At 63.8% G+C, this 24,115-nt stretch carries 21 protein-coding genes; 10 read left to right on the plus strand and 11 right to left on the minus strand.

Annotation, left to right across the window (positions count from 1 at the left end; all coding sequences use genetic code 11):
- Nucleotides 1-24: 24 nt before the first annotated feature.
- Nucleotides 25-774 (plus strand): hypothetical protein, encoded by a 750-nt coding sequence (locus tag AC07WS_RS02650; RefSeq protein ID WP_494727586.1) that lies wholly within the window; start codon nt 25-27, stop codon nt 772-774.
- Between the two features lie 18 nt (nt 775-792).
- On the opposite strand, the gene AC07WS_RS02655 is transcribed toward AC07WS_RS02650, so the two are convergent.
- Nucleotides 793-1,692, minus strand: a complete 900-nt coding sequence (locus tag AC07WS_RS02655) for a hypothetical protein (RefSeq protein WP_494727587.1) — start codon at nt 1,690-1,692, stop codon at nt 793-795.
- A gap of 114 nt (nt 1,693-1,806) precedes the next feature.
- Between AC07WS_RS02655 and AC07WS_RS02660 the strand changes: the two genes are divergently transcribed.
- Nucleotides 1,807-2,631, plus strand: coding sequence for an arylamine N-acetyltransferase family protein (locus tag AC07WS_RS02660; RefSeq protein WP_494727588.1), 825 nt, complete (start codon nt 1,807-1,809; stop codon nt 2,629-2,631).
- 3 nt (nt 2,632-2,634) lie between these two features.
- Here the strand turns inward: AC07WS_RS02660 and AC07WS_RS02665 are convergent, their stop codons facing one another.
- A complete protein-coding gene (locus AC07WS_RS02665; RefSeq protein WP_494727589.1) occupies nt 2,635-3,552 on the minus strand; it encodes a hypothetical protein in 918 nt (305 codons plus the stop codon).
- 153 nt (nt 3,553-3,705) lie between these two features.
- On the opposite strand from AC07WS_RS02665, the gene AC07WS_RS02670 reads away from it, so the two are divergent.
- Genes AC07WS_RS02670 through AC07WS_RS02680 form a run of 3 tightly spaced genes read left to right on the plus strand, consistent with a single transcriptional unit; the run spans nt 3,706 to nt 6,052 of the window.
- Complete coding sequence (locus AC07WS_RS02670; RefSeq protein ID WP_494727590.1) at nt 3,706-4,485, plus strand: substrate-binding periplasmic protein; 780 nt, start codon at nt 3,706-3,708, stop codon at nt 4,483-4,485.
- 20 nt (nt 4,486-4,505) lie between these two features.
- On the plus strand, nt 4,506-5,612 hold the full coding sequence (locus AC07WS_RS02675) for a hypothetical protein (protein WP_494727591.1): 1,107 nt from the start codon (nt 4,506-4,508) through the stop codon (nt 5,610-5,612).
- Nucleotides 5,613-5,626: 14 nt separating this feature from the next.
- Nucleotides 5,627-6,052: a type 2 periplasmic-binding domain-containing protein gene (locus AC07WS_RS02680; protein WP_494727592.1), complete on the plus strand. Its 426-nt coding sequence runs from the start codon at nt 5,627-5,629 to the stop codon at nt 6,050-6,052.
- Here the strand turns inward: AC07WS_RS02680 and AC07WS_RS02685 are convergent.
- From AC07WS_RS02685 to AC07WS_RS02715, 7 genes are all read right to left on the minus strand, one after another.
- On the minus strand, nt 6,049-10,416 hold the full coding sequence (locus tag AC07WS_RS02685; RefSeq protein WP_494727593.1) for a molybdopterin cofactor-binding domain-containing protein: 4,368 nt from the start codon (nt 10,414-10,416) through the stop codon (nt 6,049-6,051). The genes AC07WS_RS02680 and AC07WS_RS02685 overlap by 4 nt on opposite strands.
- Nucleotides 10,417-10,652: 236 nt before the next feature.
- Entirely contained in the window at nt 10,653-11,054 is a 402-nt protein-coding gene (locus tag AC07WS_RS02690) for an EF-hand domain-containing protein (RefSeq protein ID WP_494727594.1), read from the minus strand.
- Between the two features lie 183 nt (nt 11,055-11,237).
- Nucleotides 11,238-11,711 (minus strand): nucleoside deaminase, encoded by a 474-nt coding sequence (locus AC07WS_RS02695; RefSeq protein ID WP_494727595.1) that lies wholly within the window; start codon nt 11,709-11,711, stop codon nt 11,238-11,240.
- The gene (locus AC07WS_RS02700) at nt 11,708-12,724 is read right to left on the minus strand and encodes an aromatic ring-hydroxylating dioxygenase subunit alpha (RefSeq protein WP_494727596.1); all 1,017 of its coding nucleotides are present in this window, start codon (nt 12,722-12,724) and stop codon (nt 11,708-11,710) included. Before AC07WS_RS02700 ends, AC07WS_RS02695 begins: the two co-directional genes overlap by 4 nt.
- Nucleotides 12,721-13,803: a BMP family ABC transporter substrate-binding protein gene (locus AC07WS_RS02705; RefSeq protein WP_494727597.1), complete on the minus strand. Its 1,083-nt coding sequence runs from the start codon at nt 13,801-13,803 to the stop codon at nt 12,721-12,723. The genes AC07WS_RS02700 and AC07WS_RS02705 overlap by 4 nt, the downstream gene beginning before the upstream one ends.
- 24 nt (nt 13,804-13,827) lie before the next feature.
- A complete protein-coding gene (locus tag AC07WS_RS02710) occupies nt 13,828-14,679 on the minus strand; it encodes an outer envelope protein (RefSeq protein WP_494728041.1) in 852 nt (283 codons plus the stop codon).
- Nucleotides 14,680-14,802: 123 nt separating this feature from the next.
- Nucleotides 14,803-15,555, minus strand: coding sequence for a GntR family transcriptional regulator (locus tag AC07WS_RS02715; protein WP_494727598.1), 753 nt, complete (start codon nt 15,553-15,555; stop codon nt 14,803-14,805).
- 275 nt (nt 15,556-15,830) lie between these two features.
- On the opposite strand from AC07WS_RS02715, the gene AC07WS_RS02720 reads away from it, so the two are divergent.
- The 5 genes from AC07WS_RS02720 (at nt 15,831) to AC07WS_RS02740 (ending at nt 21,547) form a co-directional block, all read left to right on the plus strand.
- Nucleotides 15,831-17,372, plus strand: coding sequence for an ABC transporter ATP-binding protein (locus AC07WS_RS02720; protein ID WP_494727599.1), 1,542 nt, complete (start codon nt 15,831-15,833; stop codon nt 17,370-17,372).
- Nucleotides 17,359-18,447 (plus strand): ABC transporter permease, encoded by a 1,089-nt coding sequence (locus tag AC07WS_RS02725; protein WP_494727600.1) that lies wholly within the window; start codon nt 17,359-17,361, stop codon nt 18,445-18,447. Before AC07WS_RS02720 ends, AC07WS_RS02725 begins: the two co-directional genes overlap by 14 nt.
- A complete protein-coding gene (locus tag AC07WS_RS02730; protein WP_494727601.1) occupies nt 18,444-19,370 on the plus strand; it encodes an ABC transporter permease in 927 nt (308 codons plus the stop codon). Before AC07WS_RS02725 ends, AC07WS_RS02730 begins: the two co-directional genes overlap by 4 nt.
- Before the next feature lie 194 nt (nt 19,371-19,564).
- Nucleotides 19,565-21,211, plus strand: a complete 1,647-nt coding sequence (locus AC07WS_RS02735) for a methyl-accepting chemotaxis protein (RefSeq protein WP_494727602.1) — start codon at nt 19,565-19,567, stop codon at nt 21,209-21,211.
- A gap of 42 nt (nt 21,212-21,253) precedes the next feature.
- Nucleotides 21,254-21,547: a 2Fe-2S iron-sulfur cluster-binding protein gene (locus AC07WS_RS02740; RefSeq protein ID WP_494727603.1), complete on the plus strand. Its 294-nt coding sequence runs from the start codon at nt 21,254-21,256 to the stop codon at nt 21,545-21,547.
- Nucleotides 21,548-21,640: 93 nt separating this feature from the next.
- Here the strand turns inward: AC07WS_RS02740 and AC07WS_RS02745 are convergent, their stop codons facing one another.
- Together AC07WS_RS02745 and AC07WS_RS02750 are read right to left on the minus strand one after the other, a co-directional pair.
- A complete protein-coding gene (locus tag AC07WS_RS02745; protein ID WP_494727604.1) occupies nt 21,641-22,693 on the minus strand; it encodes a GTP pyrophosphokinase in 1,053 nt (350 codons plus the stop codon).
- Nucleotides 22,694-22,947: 254 nt separating this feature from the next.
- Nucleotides 22,948-24,051 carry a PIN domain-containing protein gene (locus AC07WS_RS02750; RefSeq protein ID WP_494727605.1) on the minus strand — a complete coding sequence of 368 codons (1,104 nt, stop codon included), beginning with the start codon at nt 24,049-24,051 and terminating at the stop codon, nt 22,948-22,950.
- Nucleotides 24,052-24,115: the final 64 nt, after the last annotated feature.

The following is a 24,115-nucleotide window of genomic DNA, read 5'->3' on the forward strand; positions in this document are numbered from 1 at the left end:
TCAATGCAGCTTACCCGACGTCTCATGTTAAAAAAACTCATCGCCTTTTTTGGCGGTTCGCTCGCCGTGCAACAGGCTGCGCAATCCGCTTCGCCCGCCGAGGAGGCGCTGCTGCGCCAGATCGCCGAACGCAGCAAGTCCGATCCTCTGATCGGCGCTAAGTTGGGCAGCAAGGATGTCACCCAGCGTCTGCTGGCGGGAATGCAGACCGCGCAAGGCGTCCATATCGAATCGCTGCTGTGCGCGCTGGGAGCGCTGGCGGGATATGCCTGCCAGGCCAGCGTTCGCGCGCAGGCCGTCGCGCGCGGGCTGCCTGAAACTGCGCTGTTGACGTCGGTTCAAACCAAGGATGGGCAGACTTATTTCTTTGGCGACCATCTCAACAAGCCGTTGGCCGAGGCCCAGTATTCGGTGTGGGGCATCGCCGGCGGCGGCGCGCAGGAGGCCGGCTGCAAGAGCCTGCCGGACCTGGCGGCGATTTTCCGGCACACGTCGGAAGTGGTGGGGACGGACGCGTTCGGCAAGCCGCGCGTCCCCGATAACCATGTGCCGCAGGATCAGCCGATCAACTATGTCCGCACACTCTGGCCTGTGCTCAAGCCGGTGGTGGTCAAATATTGTCCCAACCCCGAGCACTGGCCGGTGCTGTTGGGGCTGTCCATTCAGGAAGTCATCCTGATGGCGAAGACCGTCATCGACCCCTGCCTCGCGATGCAACTGGTCATGGAGGCGGCGGTGCCGATGTCCAAGGTGAACCTGGCCGCGGTTCGATAATTCAAGCGGGGTCGTGTCCTACAACTGCGGCTTGTTGTCGCGGATGGTGTTCTCCTGACTCTTTTTCTGCTGCTCGCGCGCGGCGGCGGCGGCGTTGAGCGCACCGGCGTCGTGCTGCAGCGGCGGCGCGGTGATCTCCACCGCGTACATGTCGAGCATGTTCTGGTTGCCCGTGCGCAAAGCGTGCGAGTCCGCGGTAATGGTCATGGCGCAGGTTGGGGAATATTTTTCCGTGTAGCTGAGGTTGTTCGACAGCGGGTTGGACGGCCCGTACGACGACGCTGGACGGCAGGGGCTGTCGTTGACGTTCGTGCTGAACGACGCGAGCTGCCTGCCTGCCAGGTCGTAGCTCCACGCCAGATTGGTGTTGCCTTGGTCGCGATACTTGGCCACGCCGCCTGCCTGGTCATATTTGGCGGTCAGCGACTGGATCAGGGTCGATGCCAGTATCGCCTTGTCCGCCGTCACGGTTTGTTCGCGCTTGATGCGCCAGACGATGCCCGCCTCGTTGTACAGCACGCTGAAGAAGTCCGCACCTCTCTTATCGGTTCGATCGGTCCCGACGGATGCCTGGAAGCCGAGCGCTTCGGTTGACATGATCCGTGTGATCGGGGTGAACTTGTAGGCGGGATTGAGCTTTTGCAGCAGCTGGCGCGCCTCGTTGACGCTGATGCCGACCCGGATGCCGGCGATATCCGGCCCGCCGGGAGCGGTCAGCGAGGCCGGCATGCTTACCGGCGCGGCGCCCGGACTGCCGGCGGCGCCACTGGCGGTGGCATTGGCGCTGGCCTGGTCTTTCCCCAGGCCCTTGTCCACGCCTTGTTTGATGATCTGTTTCAGGTCGATGCCGCCGTTGGCCTGGCTTGCGGCCGATACCGTCAACGCCAGCGCGGCGATCAAGAGTGCAGAAGTCTTCATTCGTTCATCCTTATTCATTCGATAACGTTAATGTACAACATCTTGTGCCGTGCACGCCAGATTCAGCCTGCTATGATGCTGGCTCTTTCGCTAACATTTCAAACAGGCGGGAACATGGAACTACTGGACGCATATTGCGCGCGCATCGGCTACACCGGCCCGCGCACCCCCACGCTGGACACGCTGCGCGCGCTGCAGCAGCTGCATCCGGCGGCGATACCCTTCGAGGCCATCGACGTGCTGCTGGACCGGCCGGTGCTGCTGGCGCCGGACGCGGTGGACGCCAAGCTGATCGCGGCCGGACGCGGCGGCTACTGCTTCGAGCAGAACAGCCTGTTCCAGCGCGTGCTGTGCGCGCTGGGCTTCGCGGTGGAACCCCTGATCGCGCAAGTGCAATGGATGGCCGGCCCGGAAGCGCTGCAGCGGCCGCGCACCCACATGGTGCTGCGGGTGACCGTGGATGGCCAGCCCTGGCTGTGCGACGTCGGCTTCGGCAGCTGCGTGCTGACCGCGCCGATCCGCTTCGACCTGACGGCGCCGCAGTCCACGCCGCACGAGCGCTTCCGCATCACGCCGCAGGGCAACGAGCATCTGGTGGAAGCGCTGCTGGGCGACGACTGGCTGCCGGTCTACCTGATCTCGCCCGCGCCGTGCCGCGACGGCGACTACGTGATGGCGAACTATTACTCGTCGACCTATCCGCAATCGCACTTCCGGCACGACCTGATCGTGGCGCGCTCCACGCCCGAGGCGCGCCACGCGCTGCTGCGCAACCGCCTGACGATACGGCGCGCGGACGGCGCCAGCGAGCGCCGCTTCCTGAACGCCGGCGAGATCGAGCAGGCGCTGGCCGAGGTGTTCCGGCTGCCGGTGGCGCCGGAGTGGCGCCCGGTGATCGAGCGCGCGGCGGCCGCCGTGTGGGACGAGCCGAACCGCTAGCGTTCAGATCCTCGGTATCGGGTTTTCGCCCTCGCGCAGGTGGTAGGCGCCGCGCTCGTACACATAGCGCGCGGTGCCGGTGAACGGGCGGACTTCGCGTTCCACGTCTTCGTTTTGATGGGGCGACGCCGGCGCCGCGCGCGCGGTCTTTTCCTCGCCGGAGAACGTCAGCACCAGGTCGTCATAGCCGTCCGGCGCGGCGGCCGCTTCGAAGCGCCATTTCGCCTCGGCTTGCCAGCACCTCTTGGTCGACGGCCCGCACGCGCCTTCGTTGTCCGACTGCACGGGGATGTCGCCGACCAGATCGCGCACCTGCGCGGCGGCCGGGTCGAACAGGGACAGCAGGGTGATGCCATAGCCTTGCCACATGCCGCCGTGCAGCACCGCGATGCCGGGCTTGCCGGCCGCCAGTTCGATCCAGCGCAGCTCGCCGATATTGCCGAACGAGCCCAGGTTGGCCACGTTGTCGTGGCGGCGCACCAGTTTCCATTGCTGGCCTTCCTGCCGCAGCAGATACAGGCTCAGGTAGCCGCCGTCCGCGTGCGAGGAGTCGGCGTCGCCGGCGGCGTTGGCATGCTGGCCGGCCACCACCAGCACCGTGTCGCCGGACGGCAGGCGTTCCATGTCCACCGCCTCCAGCACCATGTGCAGCGTGCGTCCGGGCAGGTCCGGAACGGGCAGGTCGACGACGGCGTCGTCCTGCGTCGCGCGGTAGGCGGCGCCGAACACCACTTGCATCAGCGGCGCGTAGTCCGACGCAGGATGCGGCGCGGCGGCAGGTAGCGGGGCCGCCGCCGCCGGTGCGCTGGCCGGCGGGCTGGCCGGCGCCACCGGCGCCGCCGCCCCCTTGCGGGAACAGCCGGCGAGGCCGCTTAACAGGGCCGCCGTCAACAAGGGCGCGGCAACAAATTTCAAAGGCATGACAGGTCTGCGTTTATTGAAAAGGCAACAAATATAACGAAAATCCGGCGGGCCCGTCCGTTAAAAAAAGTTTTCATCGGCGCAACACTTATTGGGCGGCCGAGCACGCTTTTGCTAGAATGGAATTCGAATCGTTGCGGTCACCCATATGTCATGAATCGTTTCTACGCATGCTTGCTGCTGCTGTGCCTCGCTATGGGCTCTGCCTGGGCAGGCACGGTGCAAGTGTGTGCCGACCAGGCCGAGATTCCGCCGTTCGTGTTCGGCGAGCGCGTCAACGGACAGCGCAGCGGCAAGGTGGTGGGCGCCAGCGTCGACCTGCTCAAGCTGATCGGCGCGCGCCAGGGCTGGAACGTCAGCGTGCAGCTGCTGCCGTGGGCGCGCTGCCTGGCGCTGGTGGCCGACCACCGCGTCGATATCGCGCTCAACGTCAGCCAGGCCGACGCCGGCAGCCAGCTGGTGCTCAGCGACGCCTACTTCACCATGCACAATGTGTACTTTTATTCGCGCCGGGCGCGGCCGCAGGGGCTGATCCTGCAGCAGTTGAGCGACGTCGGCCAATACCATTTGTGCGGCCTGGGCGGGTATCACTTCGAGGTCTACGGCATCCCCACCAGCAAGGTCGACCGCGGCGCCACCATCGGCTACGAACAGCTGATCGGCAAGCTGCATCTGGGCCGCTGCGATCTGTTCATCGACAGCCGCGAGACCATGGCGGGCCAGTACCTGATCAATCCTAAGCTGCGCAGCCTGCTGGTGGACGGCACGCTGGTGAGCCAGCCGTTGCCGGACTCGCCGCTGCGTCCGCTGTACTTCGGCGTGGCGGCCGGCGCCGCAAGCGCCAAGCTGCTGGAGACCCTGAACGAAGGCCTGGCGCGGCTGGCCAAGACCAGGGAGCTCGACAAGCTGCTGGACCACTACATGGAACGATAACCGATCTGCCTGGAGCCTGGATGACTGCCACCTCTTACCTGATACCGGCCGCGCTGGCGGCGTTGCTGAACCTGGCCGCGTTGCCCGCGCAGGCGGCCGAGGCGCCCGCCGATCCGGTGCGGCCGTGGCTGTCGGTCAACGGCTTCGGCACGGTCGGCCTGGCGCATTCGGACGAGCACAACGCAGACTATGTGTTCGACAACCTGCAACCCAACGGCACCGGCCGCAACCGGCAGTGGACCGGCGACATCGACAGCCGCGTGGGCCTGCAGCTGACGGCCAACTTCACGCCGCAGCTGTCGGGCGTGGTGCAGGTGGTGTCCGAGTACCGCTGGAACGACAGCTACCGGCCGCTGATCAGCTGGGCCAACCTGAAGTACGCGTTCACGCCGGACTTGAGCGTGCGCGTGGGCCGGATCGGGCTGGCCAGCTTCCTGTTGTCGGACTCGCGCCGGGTCGGCTACAGCAACATCACGGCGCGTCCGCCGATCGAGGTCTACCGCTTGCTGGCGCTCAAGGAAAGCGACGGCATGGACGCCTCGTACCGCATCCACGCCGGCGACATCAGCAACACCACCAGCATCCTGTACGGCAAGCGCACCGTCACCAACACGCGCGGCGTCGACGTTCATTCCACCGCCGTGATGGGGGTGTTCGACACGCTGGAAAAGGGGCCGCTGACCCTGCACGCGGCCTACCAGGAACGCAATGTCGACAACCAGAACCCGCCGCGCGGGCGCTTCACGTCGCTGGGCGCGTCGTGGGATCCGGGCGAGTGGTTCGTGGCCGGCGAATGGGTGCGCGCCACCAACTATGACGGCAAGCGCGTCAAGGCCATCCGCGAAGCCTGGTATGTGAACGGTGGCATGCGCTTCGGCACGCTGACGCCGTATGTGACCGTGTCCGAGCTGCGGCCGCTGACCGACACCGGCAACATCCCCGTGGCCCAGCGCACCTACGCGGCCGGCGTGCGCTGGGACGTGGCGCGCAACCTCGACTTCAAGCTGCAGTGGGACCAGCTGCACCTGGGCGCCAATTCCTACGGCACCCTGCAGAGCGTGGTGGCCGGCACGCCGCGCGGCGGCCATGTGAACGTGGTCAGCCTGCTGGCCGATTTCCTTTACTGACGGGGGGACAAATCATGCGCATGCCCGTCTCCATCCATTGCCTGCTGGCCGCGCTGCTGCTGGCCGGCAGCTGCAGCGCCGAGGTGGTGGTGATCGTCTCGGCCCGCAATCCCGTCAAGGCCCTCAGCGGCGAGCAGGCGTCCGACCTGTTCCTCGGCAAGGCGGTCGACTTCCCCAACGGCCTGCACGCGGTGCCGATCGACCAGAGCGAGGGTTCGCCGGTGCGCGACGCCTTCTACCTGAAGAGCAGCGGCAAGGCGCCGGCGCAGATGAAGGCCTACTGGGCCCACATGCTGTTCACCGGACGCGGCCAGCCGCCGGTGGAGTCCGGCGACAGCGCCGCCATCAAGCGCCTGGTGGCCGACAATCCCAACCTGGTGGGCTATATCGACCGCAGCGCGCTCGACGCCAGCGTGCGCGCGGTGCTGGCTATCCACTAACTGGCGCGCAGGTCGGCGGTGTCGACCAGACAGGCTTCGCGCACGCGCTGCACCGTGGCCGGCGACTCCATCTGGAACCACTCGTGGTGGCCGCGGTCCTGGCGCGCCGCCAGCACCGCGCGCTTGATCGCGAAGAAGGCCGCCACCGCCAGCGTCATCGGCGGCTCGCCGATCTCCTTGGCCGACAGGATGTCGCCTTCCTCCGGCGCGTTCGGCGCCAGCTCGCGCGGGAACATCATGATGTTCATCTCCAGCGGAATCGACTGCGCCGCAGGCGGCTTGTACTCCCAGGTGTTGGTGGTGTACAGCGCGCCCGGCGCCGGCCGCGTGGCGCTCGGCGCGGTGCTGGAATCGGCCGGCTGGTAGCTCAGGTCTTCGCTGGTCACGTAGCCCAGGCCCTGCACGAAGCCGCCCTCGACCTGGCCGACGTCGATGGCCGGGTTGAGGCACTTGCCGCCGTCGTACACCACGTCCGCGCGCAGGATGGTGGTCTCGCCGGTCAGCACGTCGAGCTCGACCTCCACGCAGGCCGCGCTGTAGGTGTAGCCGGTGAAGTAGTCGACTTCCTCGCCGGCCGGGTGGCCGTCCACCATCTTGAATTCCAGGTTGCCGTCGGGATGCTCGCCGCCCTCGATCGCCACCCGCGCCTGCGCCGACAGGTTGAGGCGTTCGTTGAAGGCCATGGCGACGATGTTCTTCCAGATCATGGTGGTGTAGCCATCCTGCGTGACCTCGGCGCGCCAGCCTTCCTTGTAGTCCCAGAAGTTGATGCGGTTGGCCGCGCACCAGGCGTTGCCCTTGGTGGTGAGCAGGTTCAGGCAGTAGGCCTCCAGCCGGTGGCGCAGTTCGCCGCAGGCCTGCTGCGCGGCCAGGCCGTTGAACGAGGTGCCGGTCGAGGCGCCCGTGCTTTCCGGATTGGGCACGACGGCGGTGTCGTTCTCCGCCACCCGTATCATGCCGATCGGGACGTTGAGCGCGTAGGCCACCACCTGCGCCATCTTGGTGTTGAGGCCCTGGCCCATCTCGATGCCGCCGTGGCGCAGCAGCACCGTGCCGTCCTGCGCGTACACCTCGATCAGCGCGCCGCCCTGTTCCAGCACCGCCAGGTTGAAGCCGGAGCCGTACTTGACCGGCAGCACCGAGATGCCGCGCTTGCGCCAGCGGTTGGCGGCGTTGAATTCGGCCACCGCCGCCTCGCGCACGGCGAAATCGGCCTGCTTGAGCGTGTAGTCCCACACCTCGCGCATGTAGCACGAGTCCAGCGGCTCGGCGTAGGGCGTGACCTGGCCCTGCACGTACAGGTTGCGCGCGCGCACCTGCTCGGGCGTGAGGCCGACCGCGTGGGCCGCCGCCTCGATCGCGTCCTCGACGATGATGGCGCCCTGGATCATGCCCACCGTGCGCATCGAGGTGTTGCTGGTCTTGTCGGTGCGGCAGACGTCGGTGGTGCAGGACCAGTTGGGGATGAAGTAGGCCGAGTCGCTGCGCAGCGCCATGCAGTCGCTGATGATGAAGCTGCAGTCGTAGGTGCGGCCGCCGTCGAGCCAGTAGTCGGCCTGGAAGCCGAACAGCTTGCCGTGCGTGAGCGGGTTGCTGGCGTCGCCGATGGCGATGTTGTAGTTGCCCAGCGCCGGATGGCGGTGGCCGAACATGGCGGTGTCGACCTGGCGCAGCGCGGCCATGCGCAGCGGCCGGTTCAGCTTCCACGCGCCGACCGCGGCGATGGTGCTGGCGAACGCCGACTGGCCGCACTTGCCGCCGTAGCCGCCGCCGATGCGGCGCACCCGCACGTCGACCTTGTTGACCGGCAGCGTCAGCACGCTGGCCACCGCGCCCTGCACCACGTTGGCGTCCTGGGTCGAGGCGTAGACGCGCACCTGGCGGTCCTCCACCGGCTCGACGTAACTCGACTGCGTCTCCATGTAGAAGTGCACCTGGCTGCCCACCTTCTGCCGGCTGGCCACGCGGGTGCAGCTGACTGGGCCGTACAGCTCGCTGTCGATGGAGATCCCGTGGTCCACCACAGGTTTCAGCAGGTCCGGCTGGTCGGGTGTGCGCGGCTGTACCCAGGCCAGGCTGGTGCCGCTGCGGGTGATCTTCCAGATGTGCGAATACCACGGCGCGCCGGGCGGCTGGTCCAGGTAGACCAGCTTGTTGCGTTCGGCGTCGGTGTCGGGCAGGTCGATCTGCGGGCGCTGCGCGGTGAATTGGCAGAAGTGCGTCTGCAGATAGTTGGCCGCCTCCTGCGCCAGCTGCTCGTTGCGCGCCACCACCATGCCGATGCACTGGCCGTAGCCGGTCAGGATCAGCGGCGCGCGCGCGTCGTAGTTCGGCGGCAGCGCGCCACCAGGGCAATCGGCAACGGCCACGCTGATGGCGAAGATGGGATCGTCCATCGCCATGCCGTCGATCACCCTGCCGGGTACGTCGATGGCGGTGATGTAGTCCTTCACGCCCGGATACACGGCCCGCAGCGCCGCCAGCACCTCGGCCGGCGAGGCCGGGCCGTCCACGCCCGGCACCCGGTAGACGCAGCCGCCCAGCGCGACCATGCTCTGCACCGGCGCGCCGTTCATGCCGGTCGGCGGCATCGGGATGTCGTGGATGTACTGGGCCTCGCCGGTGGCCTGCAGCATAGCCTCGATCTTCACATAGGGCACGTGCACCGGGAACTGGTCGGCGTACTCGACGTAGGCCTGCGTGCCTTTCGACACCGGCCGGTCGCCTCGTTCGCCGGCCGAGCGCAGCGCCGGCGGCACCGGCAGGCCGCGCCATTCGCAGACGGCGATGAAGAATTTGTACAGGTAGGATTCGGCCAGCTGGCGCTTGTAGGTGGCGCTGTAGCCCTCGTCGGGCAGCTGGGCGTAGCGGGCGGCGTGGCGGTCGGTCAGCGCGTCCAGCTCCTGGCGCAGCGCCGGCATGACCTGGTCCAGCGTGGCGGCGTCCCAGGTCTGGCCGCGCAGCGCCTGCTCGGCGTGCGGCATGCGGGTGGCGGTCGGCGACATGCCGCCGTACACCAGCGCGATGTCGACCACGCGCTGCTGCGCGTCGAGCTTGACGCGCATGCCGCCGTTGACGATGGAGTGGGCGTTGACCTCGCGCTGCGCGGTCTTGTAGGTCTGCGCGTATTCGTCGGCGCCGGTCAGGCGCAGCTGGTAGGACAGCAGCACGCAGCCCTCGGCGTGCTGGCGCCAGTAGGCCGGCAGGTCCAGCAGCGCCAGGGTCTTGGGCTCGGGATGCTCGGGCGTGCTCACCGTCACCGTGGCGTCCAGCGCGGCCAGCGCCGTGTACAGGTCGGACGGGAAGGGCACGCCCTGCTCGGCGTGCGTGACCACCAGCATGGTGTTGCCGGCCAGGGTGGCGGCGTTGCGCACGATGCCGCCGGCGGTGCGCCCGGCCATGTAGGCCAGCGCCTGCAGGCCGGCGTTGGCTTGCTTGCCGTTGGCGCTGTCGAGGAAGTCCAGCAGCTGGGCGTACAGCACGCCGCCGCCCAGGCGCAGCTGGCCGTCCGCCAGGCTCAGCGCGTGCAGCTCGGGCAGGTGCGAGATGTCGATGAACACATGCGGATTTTCCACCGTGCGCGGATACACGCCGATCGAGGTGTTGCCGCCGACCAGGCGCAGGTTGGCGCGGTCCTGGAAGTCGCGCATCAGGCCGATGGTGCTGGACACCGTCAGCGGCCGGAACCAGTGGTAGCCGTTGGCCGAATAGTGCACCGGACGCGGCGGCTTGCGCAGCTCGGCCGGGAAGGCGATCGCCACCGGCGCGACCCGCTCCACCTTCTCGGCCGGATCGATCTCGCACGTCATGCAGCCGGCCTCGTCGACCTGCGGATTCCAGTCGGAGGCGAAGGTCTTCTTGAAGCCGTACAGGATGGGACGGTAGCCGGTGCAGCGGCAGATGTTGCCGTCGAACATGGCCTCGATCTCCTGCTTGGTGCCGGGCTTGGGGCCGCGCTGGGCCACGGCGGCCGTCATGTTCATCACCCAGCCCGGGGTGCAGTAGCCGCACTGCGTGCCGTTGTTGCTGGCCAGCCCGTCCTGCACGGCGCTGATGCAGCCGGACTTGACGCTGCCCGTGCCTTCCACCGTGGTCACCAGCATGCCGTCCAGCGAGGCCACCGGGCGCAGGCAGGAGTTGACCGAGCGGTGCTCGACCTGCTGGGTGGTCTCGTTCCAGCTCGACAGCATGACGGTGCAGGCGCCGCAACCGCCTTGCTTGCAGCCGATCTTGGTGCCGGTCAGGCCCACTTCCGGCGAGCGCAGGTAGTCGGCCAGCAGCACGGTCGGATCGACCGTGGGCAGCTGGACCCGTTCGCCGTTGAGATAGAACACGAGGTCAGGCGTTTGATTGGATGAGGACATGTAGCGGCTCCTGTGGCATGGGTGAGATGGTTCAGCGTGGCAAATTCTATATGGCAACAAACATTATTCTGCGCATATTTTGCCAAGAGAAAACTCACCAATTAACACCTGCCACGCTTTTCCGCGATTGATATTCAAGAATTCATGGTCCTATGGTGAATCCAATGGACGAAATCGTTTCCAATTGTGAAAAAACCACAGACTGACGGGCCGGGACCCTGCGCGGAGAGGGCCGCTCAACGCGAGCGCGCTTCTTCGCGCCGTTGGATGATGAAGGTCTTCAAGTCCTCGAAGGTGACCACGCCGCGCTGGGCGGTGTCGATATGGTCGAAATTCTTTTCCACGAAGCCCAGACCGGCGTTGTGCGCCTCCTCGCGGCTCAGGCTGCCGCTACCGTCGAGGTCGGCTTCTTCAAAACGTTTTTTCAGTTTTTGCATGGCCTGGTATTGCAGCACCGGACTGGGGGCGCCGTCGCGCGGCGGCTTGCGCATGGCCGGCGGGAGGTGGGGATCGGGATGGAGCGGCGCCGACATCATGGCCGGCGCGGCGGCATCCGGCGGCGGCGCCTGGGTTTGGGCGTGCGCGCAGGCGCAGGCCATGGCGGCGGCCAGCGTGGCAAAGCGGACTAGCTGATTCATTGTCGTCTCCCCCCGCGCCGCATATTCGGCCTGGCGCATGGCATATATCGCCACTGTGACGCGGTTGAGGAAATTAATCAAATCTCTTGGCTGGGCGCGGCGTGCGGTGTCGCCCGGATACGTCACTTGGCCGCTTGCGTAATTTTTGAGCACAATTGCCGGATTTGCACCCGGCCGGCGCGGCTATCGATGCCAGAAGCCGGCGTGCGCCAGGCGCGCCTCGTCCTCGCGCAGCGGGCCGACGACTTCGGTGGGGCGCTGGCCGCGCGCGAACACCTCGCGGCAGGGCAGCGACAGGGTGGGATTTTCGGGATCGCTGCCGGTCAGTGCCAGCAGGCTGGCCTCGGACATCGCATACACCACCCGCCCCACGCCGCTCCAGTAGGTGCCGCCCGCGCACATGGCGCAGGGTTCGGCGTTGGCGTACAGCGTGGCCGTGGCCAGCTGCTCCGGGCTGTGGCGCTGCGAGGCCTGGCGCAGCGCGTTCATCTCCGCGTGCGCGGTGCGGTCGCTGCTGGAGGCGTTCATCGCTTCGGCGATCACCGTGCCGTCGGCGGCGACCACCATCGCGGCGAAGGGATGGTGGCCCTCGTCGCGCGAGCGCTGCGCCAGCGCCAGCACGCGGGTGATGAATTCGTGGTCCTGGGCGGTGCTCATGCTCTCTCCTGATCGTTGCGCAGGACGCCGTAGCGCAGGTCCCGCTGTTTGAGGTAGCCGCGGTAGGCCAGCGAAATGCGGTCGCAGGCCACCGAGACTTCGGCGCCGGGTATCAGCGGCAGCCTGCTTGGGCTCTGGCTTTCCAGTATCGGCCGGTCCTGCAGGAAGATGGTGTCCTGGAACTGGCGCAGTTCGTCGTCGCCGGAGCTGAAGTCGTCCAGCGCCAGGATGATCCAGACGCGGGTGGTGGTTTCGGTCAGCGGTTGCAGCATCAGCGCGATGGCTTCGCGCACGCTGGCCACCGGATGCTTGGTCAGCACGGCGGTCAATGGCCGCACCACGCGGTAGGTGTATTCGATGTCGGCGCCGGTGGTGGCGGCCATGCTGGCCTGCGGCTGCCATGCGCGGCACTGTTTGGCCCAGACGCCGCTGCCGTAATCGGGGTCGTCGAAGTTCTCGACGCTGTAGTTGGCGATGGCGGCCTGCTCCTGCACTCCCAGTATGCCCTCGTGGACAAAGGCGAAATGCGCCATGTCGAGGAAGTTTTCGACGATGCGCGGGCCGCTGCTTTGCACCTCGTACGGGCCGCACCAGACCTTGCGCAAGGCCTGGTCGGCAAACTCGGGAAACGGCGGAGGGCTTGCCATATCGGGCTCGCCGAGGCAGACCCACACCAGGCCATAGCATTCCCGCACGTGGTAGGTGGCCACTTGCGCCTTCAGCTTGGCCTCGCCCAGCGCGGGCAGGGCGGGGATGTGCTGGCAGCGGCCTTCGCGGCCGAAGGCCCAGCCATGGTAGGCGCAACGCAGCCTGTCGTTGTGCAGGGCGCCCATCGACAGGCGGGTGCCGCGATGCGGGCAGCGGTCCTCCCATGCGTGCAGCACGCCGCCGCTGTCGCGCCACAGGACGAGGCGCGTGTCCAGCAGGTCGGTGGCCGTGAGCGCGCCGGTCGCGATCCCTTGCGAGAGCGCGACCGGGTGCCAGTCGTTCAACAGGACCGGGTCGGGCTTCACTTCGGAATCGAGCCTTCCACACCCTGCACGTAGAAGTTCATCGACAGCAGGTCCTTCACCGGCACCACCACGCCGGCGGCGTACTTGACGGCGCCCGACTGGTCCTTGATCGGGCCGGTGAACGGCGCGAAGGTGCCGGCGGTGAGCGCGGCCTTCTTCTCCTCGAACACCTTGGCCGCTTCCGCAGGCACCACGGCGTTCAGCGCCGACATCTTGACCATGCCTTCCTTCATGCCGCCACGGTACTCGCCGGTTTTCCAGGTGCCGGCGATGACCGCCTTGGCGGTTTCGGTGTAGTAGGTGGCCCAGTTGTTGGTGGCCGCCGTCAGGTGCGCCTTCGGTGCGAACTTGGACATGTCCGAATCCCAGCCGAACGCGTACACGCCTTTTTCCTGCGCCACCTGCAGCGTGGCCGGCGAGTCGGTGTTCTGCGCCATCACATCCGCGCCTTGCGCCACCAGGGTTTCCGCCGCCTGGCGTTCCTTGGCCGGGTCGTACCACGAGTTCACCCAGATCACCTTGGTCTTGATGCCCGGATTGACGCTCTGCGCGCCCAGCGTGTAGGCGTTGATGTTGCGGATCACCTCGGGCACGGGGAAGGAGGCGATGAAGCCCAGCGTCTTCGACTTGGTCATCTTGCCGGCGATGACGCCGTTCAGATAGGCGCCCTCGTACAGGCGCGATTCGTAGGTGCCCATGTTCTTGCCGGTCTTGAAGCCGGTGGCGTGCAGGAACACCACGCCCGGCGTGGCCTTGGCGACTTTCTCGGTCGGGTTCATATAGCCGAAGGAGGTGGTGAAAATCAGCTTGTTCCCCTCGGCGACCAGCTTGCGGATCACGCGCTCGGCGTCCGCGCCTTCCGGCACGTTTTCGACGTAGGTGGTCTTGACCTTGGCGCCGAGTTCCTTCTCCATCGCCAGGCGGCCCTGGTCGTGGGCGTAGGTCCAGCCGGCGTCGCCGACCGGGCCGACGTAGACGAAGCCTATCTTCAGCGGCTCCGCTGCGAAGGCGGAGGCGGACATGCCGATGGTGGCGGCGGCCAGTGCGGCCAGGGCCAGTACTTTGCGACGATTGATCATACGGTTTCCTTTGATGGGCAGGGTTTAGAAGTGGTATTCGGCGCGGACCATCGGCGTCTTGGCCGTTGCGCCGGGGTTGTTGGTGTCCGGGTTGCCGAACTTGTTTTTCCAGAACTGGTACTCGACGCCGACCTTGAAGGTGTTCTTGGCCGCGCCGACCGCGCCGCTCATGTCGTACATGATCTGCATGTCGATGTTGGTCTCGCGCGCGGTGTCGCCGCCGAATTCGTTCTTGCCCTTGGTGCCGATGAAGTTGGCGAAGCCTTCGAACGACAGCGGAATGCCGACGTTGAACGGGATGCCCCAGGCGGCGGTCAGCATCGGGTGGGTCTTGTAGGCGTAGCGCGGGGTGGCGGCGCCGGTGAAGGTGTTGTACGGCGCGTTGCTCTCCCACAGGGCGAGCAGGCTGATGTCGAGGAAGCCCGGCACGTCCATCATCAGCGTCGGGCCGGCGACCACCATGCGCTTCTTGGAGTTGTAGCCGGCGTCGGTCTTGCTGTTGAAATCGAAGCCCGCCGTGGCGCCGACGCCGCGCACAGGACCGAAGGCCCAGCTGTTGCCGGTGACCTTGCCCAGGTCCAGCGTGTGGCGGTACAGCGCGTAGGCTTCATGCGCGCCGCTCTTGGCGCCGGCCGACGACGGGTCCACTTCCGACGACATCAGCAAGTCGACGCTGAAGAAGTTCTTGCCGTACTTGTAGCCGGAGACGCTGCTCAGGTTGACGATGTTCTTGGTGATGTCCTTGTCGTTGAACGGTTCGGCGAACTTGGTGCCGTAGCGGTAGCTGAGCGAGGTGTCGCTCCAGTCGGCGGCGTGGGCGGCGCAGGCGCAGCAGGCGAGGAGGGCGAAGGCGGTGCGGGAGGCGAGACGGGACATCATGGAACTCCATTCAGTGAGATAAAGGACGGCACGGTTTGTAAGAACTTCTTTTGTATCCAATTCGTTTTGGTGATTGGATTCAATCTCATCGACATCTCTAGCAATTCCCGGGCCAAGCGATCAGTAGCCGGACAGCGCCTCGGCCAGGTTCACTTTCTTGTCCTGCTCATGCAGGTGCAGGCGCGCTTCGATTTCCAGCAGGTGGTGCTCGATCAAATGAATGGCTTCCTTGACCTTGCGCTGCTCGATCAGCGTGGCCAGGTCCTGGTGCTCGTCGTTCTCGCACATGGTGGCGCCGGGCGCCTCGTACAGCGCGATGATCAGCGAGCAGCGCGACACCAGCTCCGCCATGAAGCGCTGCAGCACCTGGTTGCCGGCCAGCTCCGCCAGCAGGATGTGGAACTCGCCGCCCAATCGTATCCAGCCGGCGCGGTCGCCGGTGCGGCGGGCCTGGTCCTCGGCGTGCAGCGCGGCGCGGATCTGCTTGAGCGAGGCGGGGGTGGCGTTGCGTATCACCAGCGGCACGATCTCGCGTTCGATGGCGCGGCGGGCGGCGAAGATGTCGCGCGCTTCCTCCGGCGTGGGCGAGGCGATCACCGCGCCGCGATTGGGCCGCAGCTCGATGATGTGGTCGTGCGCCAGCCGTTGCAGCGCCTTGCGCACGGTGGTGCGGCTGACCTGATACAGCTCGCAGAAATCGGCTTCGCCCAGGTGGGTGCCGGGCGGCAGGCGGTGGCTCATGACGGCGTTGACGACCGCGCGGTAGATGCGCAGGTCGACGGCGGTGGTGCCGCGCTTGATGGCGGCAGGCGCGCCCGCGACAGCGGCCGCGGTATCGGCCTTGCGAGGTTTGCGTTTGCCTTGTAATGGCATCGATCGATTCTCCGTGAGGGTGGTGCTCACACTGCATAAAGCAGGAACCATGCTAACTACATCGTGTACAAAGCTGCGGTGAAGCTGTCTTGTATTGTGTACGAAAATACTTTGTTTTGTCCTCATTTTTGAGCGCCGCGCACATTTTTGGTGAAAAACTGTGTCATATTTAGTGCACTCTCCGGTCCAAAACAGAGCATTTCGGGCGGATCGCGTGTGGCATGCTAATTGCGTCTGTTTTTGTATTCAATTTGTATACGATGAGGGAAGCGCCGATGACAGAGCCGCGCCTGAAGATGCTGGGCATCTCCAAGATTTACCCTTCCGTGGTGGCCAACGCCGCGGTCGACCTGACCGTCATGCCGGGCGAGATCCACGCCGTGCTGGGCGAGAACGGCGCCGGCAAAAGCACGCTGATGAAGATCATCTACGGCGTGACAAGGCCCGATGAAGGCCAGATCATGTGGGAGGGGAAGCAGGTCCACATCCACTCGCCGCACGATGCGCGCAAGCTGGGCATCGGCATGGTGTTCCAGCACTTCGCGCTGTTCGAGACGCTGACCGTGGCCGAGAACATCGCGCTGGCGCTGGACGAGAAGATCGCGCCGGCCGCGCTGGCGCCGCGCATCCGCGCCGTCTCCGAACAATACGGTTTGCCGCTGGACCCGCAACGGCTGGTGCACAGCATGTCGGTGGGCGAGCGGCAGCGGGTGGAGATCGTGCGCTGCCTGCTGCAGTCGCCACGGCTGCTGATCATGGACGAGCCGACCTCGGTGCTGACGCCGGACGCGGTGCTCAAGCTGTTCGAATCGCTGCGGCGCCTGGCCTCCGAGGGCGTCAGTATCCTGTACATCAGCCACAAGCTCGACGAGATCCAGTCGCTGTGCGACAAGGCCACCGTGCTGCGCGGCGGGCGCGTGTCCGGCACCGCCAACCCGAAGGAGGAAAGCGCCAAGTCGCTGGCGGAGCTGATGATAGGCCGCGAGCTGCCGGTGTGCGTGCACAAGCCGCGCGAACCGGGCGAGGTGCTGCTGGCGCTCGACAAGCTCAATGTGCGCAGCGACGATCCGTTCGGCACGCGGCTCAAGGACGTCAGCCTGGAGCTGCGCAGCGGCGAGATCGTCGGCATCGCCGGCATCTCCGGCAACGGCCAGCAGGAGCTGCTGAAGGCCATCTCCGGTGAGCGCGCGCTGGCCGCCGGCAGCGGCGTGGTCCGCCTGTGCGGGCGGGACGTGGGCAGGCTAGATGCCGCGCAACGGCGCCAGCTGGGGCTTGGCTTCGTGCCAGAGGAGCGGCTGGGTCGCGGCGCCGCGCCCGACCTGTCGCTGGCCGACAACGCGTTGCTGACCGGCTATCTGCCGGCGGCCAACACCGGCATGGTCAAGCGCGGCCTGATACAGCGCGGCGCGGTGCGCGAGTTCGCGCGCAAGGTGATCGAGCGCTTCAACGTCAAGTGCGGCGGCGAGCAGTCGGCGGCGGCCAGCCTCTCGGGCGGCAACCTGCAGAAGTTCATCGTCGGCCGCGAGATCGCGCTGGCGCCGAAGGTGATGGTGTTCGCGCAGCCCACGTGGGGCGTGGACATCGGCGCCGCCATGCTGATACGGCAGGCCATCATCGACATGCGCGACCAGGGCGTGGCGGTGCTGGTGCTGTCGGAGGAGCTGGACGAATTGTTCATGATGAGCGACCGCATCGCCGTGCTGGCGGACGGGCGCTTGTCGCAGGCGGTGCCGGCGGGCGGCACCAGCATCAACCAGATCGGCGTTTGGATGAGCGGCGATTTCGACTACCAGGGAGCAGAACATGTCGCGGCTTGAACGACGTCCCGAACCTTCGCGTTCGATGATGCTGGCGTCGCCGCTGATCGCGGCGGCGGCCATGCTGCTCACCGGCTCCGCGCTGTTCTTCTTCCTCGGACAGGAGCCGCTGCACGCCTTCTACGTCTACTTCATCAAGCCGTGGACCACGCTGTACGGCGTCGGCGAACTGCTGCTGAAGGCCACGCCGCTGATCCTGTGTGGCGTGGGCCTGGCGATAGGCTTTCGCGCCAACGTCGCCAACATCGGCGCCGACGGCCAGCTGACGGTGGGCGCGATCGCCGCCGGCGCGGTGGCGCTGTATTTCGACGAGGTGCAGGCCTGGTGGGTGCTGCCGCTGATGTTGGTGGCGGGCGCGCTGGGCGGCATGCTGTGGGCCGCCATCCCCGCGCTGCTGCGCACGCGCTTCAACACCAGCGAGATTCTCGTGAGCCTGATGCTGGTGTACGTGGCGTATCACTTGCTGAGCTACCTGGTGCACGGGCCGATGCGCGATCCGGCCGGCTTCAACTTCCCGCAGTCGAAGATGTTCAGCGACTCGGCCACCTTGCCGCTGCTGGTGGAAGGACTGCGGCTGAACGCGGCCTTCATCCTGTCGCTGGTCGCGGCGGTGGCGGCCTGGTTCTTCTGCAAGCACACCTTCGCCGGCTACCGCATGCAGGTGAGCGGCATGGCGCCGGCCGCCGCGCTGTACGCCGGCTTCAGCGAGCCGCGCAACGTGTGGCTGGCCTTCATGGTCAGCGGCGCCTTGTCCGGCATCGCCGGCGTGGGCGAGGTGGCGGGGCCGCTGGGGCAGATGCAGCCGTCGGTGTCGGCCGGCTATGGCTTCGCGGCCATCATCGTCGCCTACGTCGGGCGCTTGCATCCGCTGGGCGTGGTGCTGTCGGCGTTGCTGATGTCGCTGCTGTACATCGGCGGCGAGACGGCGCAGATCGAGCTGCAGGTGCCGTCGGCGATCACCGGCATGTTCCAGGGACTGTTGCTGTTTTATTTGCTGGCCGCCGACCTGTTCATCCACTACCGCTTCAAGCCGCGCGCGCGGCACCTGCCCGTCACCGTTGGAGAAACCGCATGATCAGCACCGAACTGTTAATCGCCTTCCTCGCCAGCACGGCGGGCGCCGCCACGCCGCTGGTGGTGGCCTCGATGGGCGAGCTGGTGACCGAGCGTTCCGGCGTGCTCAATCTGGGCATGGAGGGTATGATGCTGGTGGGCGCGGTGGTGGGCTTCGGCGTCACGCTGGGCACGGGGCAGATGTGGCTTGGCTTGCTGGCGGCGATAGTGGCCGGCATGCTGATGTCGCTGATCTTCGGCTTCCTGGTGCTGACGCTGCAGACCAACCAGGTGGCCACCGGACTGGCGTTGACCTTGTTCGGCCTCGGGCTGTCGGCCTTCATGGGGCGCGGGCTGGTGGGACAGACGGTGGAGCCGATGCCGCACCTGCATTTTCCGCTGTTGTCCGATTTGCCGTTCGTGGGGCCGCTGCTGTTCCGTTTCGACGCGATGGTGTACGGCTCGGTGGTGCTGGTGCTGCTGGTGGGCTGGATGCTGGCGCGCACGCGGCTTGGGCTGGTGATACGCGCGGTGGGCGAGTCGCCGCACAGCGCCCATGCGATCGGCTTTCCGGTGATCGGCCTGCGCTACGGCACGGTGCTGTTCGGCGGCGCCATGGCCGGCCTGGGCGGCGCCTACCTGTCGCTGGCGCTGACGCCGATGTGGGTCGAGGGCATGACGGCGGGGCGCGGCTGGATCGCGCTGGCGCAGGTGGTGTTCGCGACGTGGAAGCCGCGCGGCGTGATGGTGGGCGCCTATCTGTTCGGCGGCGTGACGGTGCTGCAGTTCCACGGGCAGGGCATGGGGCTGGACATCCCGTCCGAATTCCTGTCGATGCTGCCCTACCTGGCCACGATCGTGGTGCTGGTCATCATTTGCCGGAACCCGCAGACAATCTTGTTGAATAAGCCAATGTCTCTGGGGCAAAATTTCAAACCGGACTGACGCTTGTTGCGTTCGCACCCGAAAAATTTGATGTAGGTCAAAAATCGCCTAGAAAACCGGTAGTAAAAATTCCTCGCGACAATTGGTGATTTTGTCGCAGGGATATTGCCGGTATTCTGGACTCATTGGCTACTGGCCAATGGCGCTCCCCAAACCCCGGCACGCCCTTTCCGTTTATAAAAAAAGGAATGGCCATGCGCATCAACAGTCCAATCACGCAAAACGAGTATCTGATGGAAGACGGCAAGACCATCGTCTCCAGCACGGATTTGCAGGGCAATATCAACTACGCCAATCCCTATTTCATCGAGGTCAGCGGCTTCACCGAGCAGGAGCTGATCGGCGCGCCGCAGAATATCGTGCGCCACCCCGACATGCCGGTCGAGGCGTTTGCCGACCTGTGGCGGACGATCAAGTCGGGCATGCCGTGGACCGGCCTGGTGAAGAACCGCTGCAAGAACGGCGACTATTACTGGGTGATGGCGAACGTGACGCCGGTGATCGAACAGGGCAAGCCGATCGGCTACCTGTCCGTGCGGACCAAGCCCAGCCGCGAGCAGGTGCGCGAGGCGGACGACGTGTATCGCCAGTTCAAGGCCGGCAATCCGCGCCGGCTGCGCATCGTCAACGGGCGGGTGCGGTCGACCGGCGTGGTGACGCGGCTGGCGGGCATGCTGAGCATGTCGCTGGCGCGCCAGATCGGCGTAGTGACGCTGCTGACCAGCGGCGTGCTGGCCTTGCTGGCCTTTGCGTTGCTGGGCATGGGTGACGCGGGCATCGTCGCGCTGCGCAGCTGGATGGGAGCGCTGGCGCTGATCGCCATGCTGGGCATGGCCTGGTTCGGCCGCAGCCTGTACCTGAACGTGGCGCTGCCGCTGCGGCAGGCCACGCGGGCGGCGCGCATGATGGCCGGCGGCGATTTGAGTGCGGCCTTCGATATCCGGCGCGACGATGAAGTCGGGCAGTTGCTGGTGGCGCTGCGGCAGACCAATATCAACCTGCACAGCATCATCGGCGACGTCCGCGCCAACTTCGACCAGATATCGCTGGCGACCGGCGAAATCGCGGACGGCAACCTGGATCTGTCGGGGCGCACGGAGTCGCAGGCGTCCAGCCTGCAGCAGACGGCGGCCAGCATGGAGCAGCTGACGTCGACCGTCCAGCAGAGCGCCTGCAATGTCGCCAGCGCCAATGAACTGGCGGAGCGGGCGTCGGCGGTGGCGGCGCAGGGCGGCAGCATCGTGTCGCAGGTGGTGACGACGATGGACGACATCAGTGCCTCGTCGAACAAGGTGCTCGACATCATCGGCCTGATCGAGGGCATCGCCTTCCAGACCAATATCCTGGCGCTGAACGCGGCGGTGGAGGCGGCGCGCGCCGGCGAGGACGGGCGCGGCTTCGCCGTGGTGGCCAGCGAGGTGCGCAACCTGGCGCAGCGCTCTGCTACGGCGGCCAAGGACATCAAGATACTGATCGACCAGTCGATCCAGAAGGTGCGGGCCGGGACAGTGCTGACCACCAGCGCCGGCGTGACGATGAATCAGGTGATCGAATCGGTGGACCGGGTGTCGCGCGTGATGGAAGAGATTTCGAATTCGACCCGCGAGCAGAGCGACGGCATCGTGCAGGTCAACCAGGCGGTGATACAGATCGACGACATCACACAGCAGAACGCGGCGCTGGTGGAGCAGGCCGCGGCGGCGGCCGGCAACCTGGCGCAGCAGACGCGCTGCGTGTCGCAGGCGATGGCGGTGTTCAAGCTGCGCGGCGGGCTGGTGGTGCGGCAGCCGTCCGCCGCGCAGGCCGGCCAGGCGAAGCCGAAGCTCAAGCTGCTGGCCTGACGGTTTATCATGCTGGTTTGACGCGGCAATTCAGGATGCAGCATGGACAAGGCAGTACGGGTAACGCTGGCGGGACAGGGATGGACCTTCGACGCGCAGGCACCGGCGACGGTGCTGCAAAGCGCGGAGCGCGCCGGCGTGCGCCTGCCCAGTTCATGCCGCAACGGCACCTGCCGCACCTGCATCTGCCTGAGCACCGGCGGCACGGTGCGTTACCTGATCGAGTGGCCGGGCCTGAGCGCGGACGAAAAGCGCGAAGGCTACATCCTGCCTTGCGTGGCCATCGCCGAAACCGACCTGCTCATACTGGCGCCTGCTGCCTCCAGGTTCGCTTGACCTGACACACGATGTGCTGTGACCGACAGCAACCGCCCCAAATCGGACTTTCGCATTCATCAGCGCAGCCTTGCAATTAATTATTTTAGATCGTCAATCTTCATCTCCGGTGTAGTAATCCTCAGCTTCGTTATTCCAGTCAAAAGAATTCCTGAAATCATTAATATCTATTGAAGGGATAAGGCGCTCAATAATTTCCGACTCCGACATGAACCAGTTGAATTTAACTTCCCGCTTAAAACGACGCCAATCTTTAATTAACATCCAATCACGTACCACACCGAAGATTGTGCTTTCGCGATCTAACTCCTTAGCTACATTGGCGTAATTTTGAGGAACAATCTCTGCAAGATCATTAATTTTCTTAATGCCAAATTCGTGTAGTTCTCGAACCAACTCTGATAATTCCGATACCCAATTCGTATCATGAATAGCTAGCCCGTTTTGTTGTGCCCAATGATTTACATATGCCGCTAGACTTAATGAGTCAACTCCAAAATTCAGGTCGCCGTGATTGGTCCGATCCTGCAATTTTCTTGAATATCTATCGATTGCCTTTGCAGTTTCATCGAATCCTTTGTCTGCGATTTCTAGCAGGCCTGCATAAAGGTACAGCTGGCGTTCGAGTTCTGGAGGGAGCGTCTCAGAAAATTTGTATTTTCGATCATGTGCAAGCTCGGCCCAAGCGTGTTGGAGAATTGTCCGTACTTGAAATTCAAATTTAAGTTTTGAGAATCCTTTATACTCATCAATTTCAGCGCGCTTAGGACCGAGGCCGCATACGTAATGAACCGAGCGATAGCCCACCTGATTTGTTGATAGAAGAGAATCTTTATCGAGCGAATTCTCTGCGTCGACTTCGAAAGCAGTTGCGATTAGCTCACCAACTTTCTTGACATCAGATTCAAAATAAAGTACGATTCTAATCCCAGATAAATCGGTCAAGCTTTGCATTGGATTAGAATATTTTTTTCTTTTTATTTTATCCAGTGTTGATGATTTTTCTTTGGTACGACCAACGACCGTTAAATAATCAATCTCATTTTCGTGGAGCAGGCTTTCTACGATCGATACCACTGACTTAGTAAGTCTTTTTTGTATTGGCAGAATGGAGTCTAACCATTCTTCGTGCTGATTTGTCGTCATATGTATTTTTGAGCGGCGTATTAATTTCCATTTGTCATTACTTATGTTCCTCCACTAGGTCCGTCCGGTACAGCCGTACGCGGCTGATGGCTATAGAGTAGCATCTTGCTCTTGCAAAAAATTCACGAATTGTCACGACAGGCGACACCGGCCCCATCTCGGACTTTCATAATGTTTCTTCATCTCCAAGCAGTTTTTCATTGGCCTAACGCCTAAGAAAATGGAAAATACTCTTTATGTAAAAAACGAATCTGCTAACGTCTTTCATAGATACGAACTACATCAATTGATATTTGATCTACCGCTTCCTGTTTGGTATCGAAAATTATTCCCGCTTTGAAGTCTCCACGTAAAATTGCACTCATGTGAGCATACTGATTATTAACATCTTGATTAAAGAATTCTTGATCAAGATCGGCTTGATTTGCAAAATACTCTGACGCAAACATGTCAACTTCAAGGTCGAGCATTCGCATGTCAAATTTGAAGCTAATGTATATTCGATCCTTGGCCACCCTAGCAAAAGAGAGAAATTCATAGTCTTCAATTCCCTCAAAAAGCGTCCACCGAGCTTGATTTATTGCCTGCACAGCTCGGGCAGAGAACCCTGCATCCACTAGCATGGTGCGTACAGCTGGCACCTTAAGTTCACGCAAATAAATCATTGCAGCATCTTGGGCTATGTCTTCTATATTATCTTGATGCTTGTCTTGGAATTGCTCTACGTCAAAATCGGAAACCAACTGTTCTATATGCGTGTCCGCAAACTGTCTCAAGGATGCGTACAACAGAAAGGAGTTTTCAATTTTTCGACTACTTAAATCTGCTTGAAGGTCAGAATGTAATTGAGGTGTACCAGCACTTTGCTCCCAAAAATCTTTTGTATTGGCATTTATGAACGCGACAGGTGTAACGCTACTGATCGAGGAAAGGTAGGCAAGAACCGACTCCCACATAAGTGAATCTCTGTAACCCTTTTCTTTTTCACGGAATGGCCGTCGCGAATGAATCGCCCTATTCACCAATGGACCATGCGGTAAATTTTCGTACGTCAAAATGACGCAGTTAGGGAAATGTCGTCGCACTACGCCTGCAAAGTCATAAGTTGGCCTCGCTGGCATAGTGGGAAGCAGCGATTTATCAACGCGCAACTCGTCGAATTGACGAGGTAAGCTCTCAACAACGTTAATAAACGTTGTCCATCTTTGTTCAAACTTTGCTTCTATCTCATCTACCACAACCTGAGGGATAAGCAATGTGGCCGTTGTATTCTTACAATAACTGGCGAGCAAAGCAAACTGCGGACTGGTTAGAAACCAATTTTCAAAATATATATTAGTGTCGAGAATGATAAGCATTTTTTTCGGGTATTTGTGTCGTCAGGAGTTGCGCATAGCGATGTGGTGCCGCTCGTGGCCGAAA

This window comes from Duganella sp. GW821-FHT01E12 (genome assembly GCF_059422325.1).